At 60.2% G+C, this 4,964-nt stretch carries 7 protein-coding genes; 3 read left to right on the top strand and 4 right to left on the bottom strand.

Translation table 11 applies throughout. From position 1 onward, the window contains the following. The 3 genes from AC1DYX_RS27795 to AC1DYX_RS27785 form a co-directional block, all read right to left on the bottom strand. A partial coding sequence (locus AC1DYX_RS27795; RefSeq protein ID WP_477264926.1) for an isocitrate dehydrogenase kinase/phosphatase AceK regulatory subunit occupies window positions 1-1,053 on the bottom strand: 1,053 nt, incomplete at its 3' end. Window positions 1,054-1,261: 208 nt separating this feature from the next. After that, window positions 1,262-2,446 (bottom strand): isovaleryl-CoA dehydrogenase, encoded by a 1,185-nt coding sequence (locus tag AC1DYX_RS27790; RefSeq protein WP_477264928.1) that lies wholly within the window; start codon window positions 2,444-2,446, stop codon window positions 1,262-1,264. Window positions 2,447-2,541: 95 nt separating this feature from the next. Then, a complete protein-coding gene (locus tag AC1DYX_RS27785; RefSeq protein WP_477264924.1) occupies window positions 2,542-2,976 on the bottom strand; it encodes a MerR family transcriptional regulator in 435 nt (144 codons plus the stop codon). Between AC1DYX_RS27785 and AC1DYX_RS27780 the strand changes: the two genes are divergently transcribed. The 3 genes from AC1DYX_RS27780 (at window position 2,975) to AC1DYX_RS27770 (ending at window position 4,513) form a co-directional block, all read left to right on the top strand. Then, window positions 2,975-3,367 carry a hypothetical protein gene (locus AC1DYX_RS27780; protein ID WP_477264922.1) on the top strand — a complete coding sequence of 131 codons (393 nt, stop codon included), beginning with the start codon at window positions 2,975-2,977 and terminating at the stop codon, window positions 3,365-3,367. The two genes, AC1DYX_RS27785 and AC1DYX_RS27780, sit on opposite strands and share 2 nt — an antisense overlap. Window positions 3,368-3,622: 255 nt before the next feature. Further along, entirely contained in the window at window positions 3,623-4,069 is a 447-nt protein-coding gene (locus tag AC1DYX_RS27775) for a hypothetical protein (protein WP_477264920.1), read from the top strand. 270 nt (window positions 4,070-4,339) lie between these two features. Next, a complete protein-coding gene (locus AC1DYX_RS27770) occupies window positions 4,340-4,513 on the top strand; it encodes a hypothetical protein (RefSeq protein WP_477264918.1) in 174 nt (57 codons plus the stop codon). 17 nt (window positions 4,514-4,530) lie between these two features. Here the strand turns inward: AC1DYX_RS27770 and AC1DYX_RS27765 are convergent. Beyond that, window positions 4,531-4,964 (bottom strand): UbiX family flavin prenyltransferase (locus AC1DYX_RS27765; protein WP_477264916.1); only part of this gene is annotated, 434 nt, incomplete at its 5' end.

Below are 4,964 nucleotides of genomic sequence, written 5' to 3'. Positions count from 1 at the left end.
GAACACGTAAGGAAAGGAGGGCAGTTCGAACACGAGCATCACGAGACCGCGGATACCAGGCGCGACGCGGAAGGCATCGGAGCTGTGCTTCAGGTGCTGCAGGAAGTCGCGGTAGAACAGCGTCTTGCCCTGCTTTTGCAGGCCGAGCACGGTATAGATTTCGCTGCGCGGCTTCTTCGGCATGAGGCTGCGCAGGAATTGCACATAGGCCGATGGCACTTCCATGTCGACCATGAAGTAAGCGCGCGTGAACGAGAACAGCAGGATCACCTGGTCGGGGTCGGTCAGTACCGTGTCGAGGACGAGCCGGTTCGCGCGGTCGTGCAGGATCGGCACGACGAACGGATGTTCGCGCGCGCCGTTGATGGCGCGGCCGACGATGTAGGCGGCCTTGTTGCGGAAGAATAGGCTCGACAGCACGTGCAGCTGCTGGTTCGGCTCGCGTTCATGCAAGCCGAAATGCTCGACCATGCGCGCCTCGACGAGGGTGATGTCGCGGTCGAGGTCGGCGAACGCACAGTCGAGCTGGAAATTCGTGACCATGCGCCGCAATGCGAAGCGCAGGCCGTCCGCCGCCGGGTAGTAGACGCGGTAGGTCGGCGCGGGCTCGTCCGTCTCGATGTATTCCGTCGAGACGGCCGGCCGCACGAAGATGAAATCGTTGCGGTAATAGCTGCGGTGCAGGATGTGGCAACTGACGGAATTGAAGAAGCTCTCGGCCAGTTCCGGGCGCTTGTGGCCGGTCTGCAGGCCGCTCAGTAGCCCAATATAATGCAGCTTGGTTTCGCGCCAGGTTTCGTCGTCGAGGTCTTCCGGCGCATATTCGTCTTCCAGCGCATGCACGCATTCCTGCACGCGCTTGTCGTAGAAGTCGATGCGTTTGCGCGCGGCCTGCTGGGCCGTCGGCCAGTCGGCGCGCTCGAAATGGGTCTTGGCCGTCTTGCTGGCCTCGCGGAACAGCTTGTAGTGGCGGTCGAAGCCGTCCAGAATGGTGCGCGCGATGTCGAAGGCAATCTGGGACGACAGCAGCTTGGGAAAGGTGGCCTGGGTCATCGGGCATCTCGCGCGGTGGACGGGGCAGCGGTCATTGTAGTCCGCGAACGATGGTATCGGGATCGTGGATTCAAGATCCGCCGTCCCCGGCCGCCGGAAACGGCTTCCGGCTGGGGAACGGCGGTCCTGTTTTTTTCGGGCTGTGTGAGTATTGTTTTGCCGGCTCTTGCCGATCTTCTTGTGCGCCCGGTCCCCTCTTCTCACAAACTTACATCGTCTCGCCGAACAGTTCGCGGCCGATCAGCATGCGGCGAATCTCGCTCGTGCCCGCGCCGATCTCGTACAGCTTGGCGTCGCGCCACAGGCGGCCTACCGGATACTCGTTGATATAACCATTGCCGCCCAGCGTCTGGATCGCTTCGCCGGCCATCCACGTCGCCTTTTCCGCGCTGTACAGGATGGCGCCGGCGGCGTCCTTGCGCAGGGCGCGGACCTGTTCCGGGCTCGTCGCGCGGTCGCAGGCCTGGCCGACGGCGTACACATAAGCACGGCATGCCATCATCGTCGAATACATATCCGCGATCTTGCCCTGCATCAATTGGAACTCACCAATTGCTTGGCCAAACTGCTTGCGCTCGTGAATATACGGTACGACCACGTCCATGCAGGCCGACATGATGCCCAGCGGGCCACCTGACAGCACGGTGCGTTCGAAGTCCAGGCCCGACATCAGCACGTTGACACCACGGCCGACGCCGCCCAGCACGTTCTCGACCGGGACTTCGCAATCCTGGAACACGAGTTCGCCCGTGTGCGAACCGCGCATGCCGAGCTTGTCCAGTTTTTGTGCAATCGAGAAGCCTTTGCTTCCCTTCTCGATCAGGAAGGCGGTCATGCCGCGCGGGCCCGCGTCGATGTCGGTCTTGGCATAGACAACAAGGGTGTCGGCGTCCGGACCGTTCGTGATCCACATCTTGGTGCCGTTCAGCACGTAGCGGTCGCCCTTGAGATCGGCGCGCAGCTTCATGCTGACGACGTCGGAACCGGCGTTCGGCTCGGACATGGCCAAAGCACCGACGTGTTCGCCCGAAATCAGCTTCGGCAGGTATTTGCGTTTCTGCTCGTCATTGCCGTTGCGCTTGATCTGGTTGACGCACAGGTTCGAGTGGGCGCCATACGACAGGCCCACGGAGGCCGAGGCACGCGAGATTTCTTCCATGGCGACGATGTGTGCCAGGTAGCCCATATTCGCGCCGCCGTATTCCTCGCCGACAGTGATGCCCAGCAGGCCCAGTTCGCCCATCTTTTTCCACAGGTCCATCGGGAACTGGTCGGTGCGGTCAATCTCGGCCGCGCGGGGTGCGATTTCGCTTGCGGCGAACTGTTGTACAGCTTCGCGCAGGGCGGCGATGTCTTCGCCGTGATCAAAGGTCAAGCCAGGGAGATGCAACATGTCGTCCTCGTCCTCGTCCTCGTCTATGTGGTGGCTCATGGCCAGGCTAGATGATAGCGCGGAGTGACGTTAACGTAAACGTAAAGTGAATGCGGTTACGCCGCATCCTTTTCCCCGGCGTCATCGGCCACCTGTTCCCCGGTCGTGCCCGAGTCCTCCAGCAGCCGCCGGCATTCTTCTTCGTGCACCGCGATTTCCGCCAGCGACATCTCGATGTCGGCACGCTGTTGTTCCAGCGTTTCGCGCTGATGCGCCAGCACGCCGAGGAAGCGGTTGATCTGGGCCACCGTATCCTTCGGTGTCTCATACATGTCGATGATGCTCTTGATCTCCGACAAAGTGAGACCCAGGCGCTTGCCGCGCAAGGTCAATTTCAGCCGGGTGCGGTCGCGCGGTGTGTAGACACGGTTGCGTCCGCCCTGGCCCTCGCGTTTCGGGCTGAGCAGGCCCTGGTCTTCGTAGAAGCGAATCGCACGGGCGGTGATGTCGAATTCGCGTGCCAGTTCGGCGATGGTATAGGTAGTGGCCATGATGTCCTGCAGTCTGTCGTCTGGGGCGTGGCGCGGAAGCATTGGAATCACAGTCCGCGCCTTCCGTTTACGTTTACGTCAAAAGCGTTTGCGGTATTGTAACGCGCGCCATGGCCGCCCCAACACAAGCGATCTGCATGAATCCTCTCGAAGCCCAGCTCAGCTATCCATTCGGCGATCGGCGGTTGACATTGTTCCTTTGACGTTTAAAAGGGCAAACGACGCCCACGAGCCCAGCTTTGCGATCGGGGAAGCATTGGCTCACCAACATTATCTTTGGCACAACGGTAACTTGATTCGTGTAACCGAAGACGCAGGTATCGTTCGCTTTTGGTTGCCCCAAAACAACATATTACGCAGGATGGGTGTCGCAGAATTCGTGACAATCTAAACGCATATCCCGGCCATTTGTTGATTCTTGGCACCATTTGGCATGCCGAGAGGAATATATGTTCGCCGTTCGGAAGGGAAATCGCACAAGCAAACGATTTCCTTTTCCTGTAGGATATTTTTCACACATTGCTGCCAAAACGCGGAAAAGAATGGGAATTGCTGGACAGCACTGTGAGAATTGATCAATACTCACTTATTTGTTACCTACAGCCTCCCCTTGCCGTCACAGACGGTCTGGTCAACGGAGCGACCTATGACGGCTTTGCATGAACCCTTAGTGCCACCCATGAATTCGACTAACGAACGGGAGAGCTTCAGCGAGCGCCTGCAGCAAGCCCTGAAAAATGCCCATTATTCTCCGGACAGCCCGACCCGGCTGGCGCGGGAATTTAACATTCGCTTCGAAGGCCGTCCGATCACAGTCCATGCAGCGCGCAAATGGCTGGTCGGAGAGGCGATTCCGACCCAGGAAAAATTGCGCATGATCGCGCAGTGGCTGGGCGTGCCCGCAGACTGGCTGCGCTTCGGCGGTTCGGAAAACGCCGCCGCGAATGGCGACTCTGCGGACAGCGGCGCCCGCTTCGAATCGGCCGACGTCAAGCTGATCGCCGACCTGCAGCGCCTGGATGAGCATCACAAGCAACTGGCACGCGAATTCATCCGCATGCTGGTGCGCATGAATCATCAGCAACAGAAATAATCCAGCCCGGCTGCCGTTCCAGAGCCGCATCCATGACGCGGGCGGGTCCGTTCATCCGGGCCGCCGCGCATACGCCTTCCATACTGCAACTTTTTTTTTGTGCGAGGCCGCACAAACGGCCGAGTCTCGCGCATAATCGATAACGCTAACGGACCGTCGAAAACGGTCGAGTTCGCGTTTCTGACTGGCGCCGCCCGCCAGTGGCACCTCGAAAAACCAGGTTTGTCGACGTGCCATAATGTTATCGGTCAATAAGGATGCAGTCGCCTCATGATTAATAACTACAGCCACACCGCGCAGTTGAAGGACCTCATGACCGCACCGCCCATGACGGCGGCCCAGCACGCAGAAATCATGCGCAAGCGTAACGAGCAGCGCAGAAAAATCGAAGACGCAAGAGAACAAAGACAGGCAGAGCGCGATCCGTACGGCGAACACGCCTGACGAGGGCTGCAAACGGCTCAGCGCGCGTCGTCTTTCGAAACGATGTCCCGCATGCCGCCCCAGCGTGGGGCGAGATCGTTCGCCACGCCCAGCAGGTCCATGACGCGCGCGACCGTGTGCTCGACCATCTCGTCTATCGTGGCGGGACGGTTGTAGAAGCTCGGCAGCGGCGGAAACACGATGCCGCCCATTTCCGTGACRGCCGTCATGTTGCGCAGGTGCGCCAGGTTGAACGGCGTCTCGCGCACCATCAAAATCAGGCGCCGACGTTCCTTCAGGACGACATCGGCGGCGCGTGCGATCAGGTTATCCGACAAACCATGCGCGACGGCGGCCAGCGTCTTCATCGAACAGGGGGCGATCACCATGCCGTCCGACTGGAACGAGCCGCTGGCGATGGTGGCGCCGATCTCGCGGTTGCGGTGCACCACGTGGGCGAGCGCTTCCACGT

This window comes from Massilia sp. P2_C2, assembly GCF_056404615.1.
The sequence above is the reverse complement of the archived record's forward strand: the minus strand, read 5'-3'. Positions and strand labels throughout refer to the sequence as shown.

Excerpts from the sequence above, each read along its gene's own strand:
- AC1DYX_RS27780 (WP_477264922.1), top strand. The coding sequence starts at position 2,975 with ATGATGTCCTGCAGTCTGTCGTCTGGGGCGTGGCGCGGAAGCATTGGA.
- AC1DYX_RS27770 (WP_477264918.1), top strand. The coding sequence starts at position 4,340 with ATGATTAATAACTACAGCCACACCGCGCAGTTGAAGGACCTCATGACC.
- AC1DYX_RS27785 (WP_477264924.1), bottom strand. The coding sequence starts at position 2,976 with ATGGCCACTACCTATACCATCGCCGAACTGGCACGCGAATTCGACATC.
- AC1DYX_RS27790 (WP_477264928.1), bottom strand. The coding sequence starts at position 2,446 with ATGTTGCATCTCCCTGGCTTGACCTTTGATCACGGCGAAGACATCGCC.
- AC1DYX_RS27775 (WP_477264920.1), top strand. The coding sequence starts at position 3,623 with ATGACGGCTTTGCATGAACCCTTAGTGCCACCCATGAATTCGACTAAC.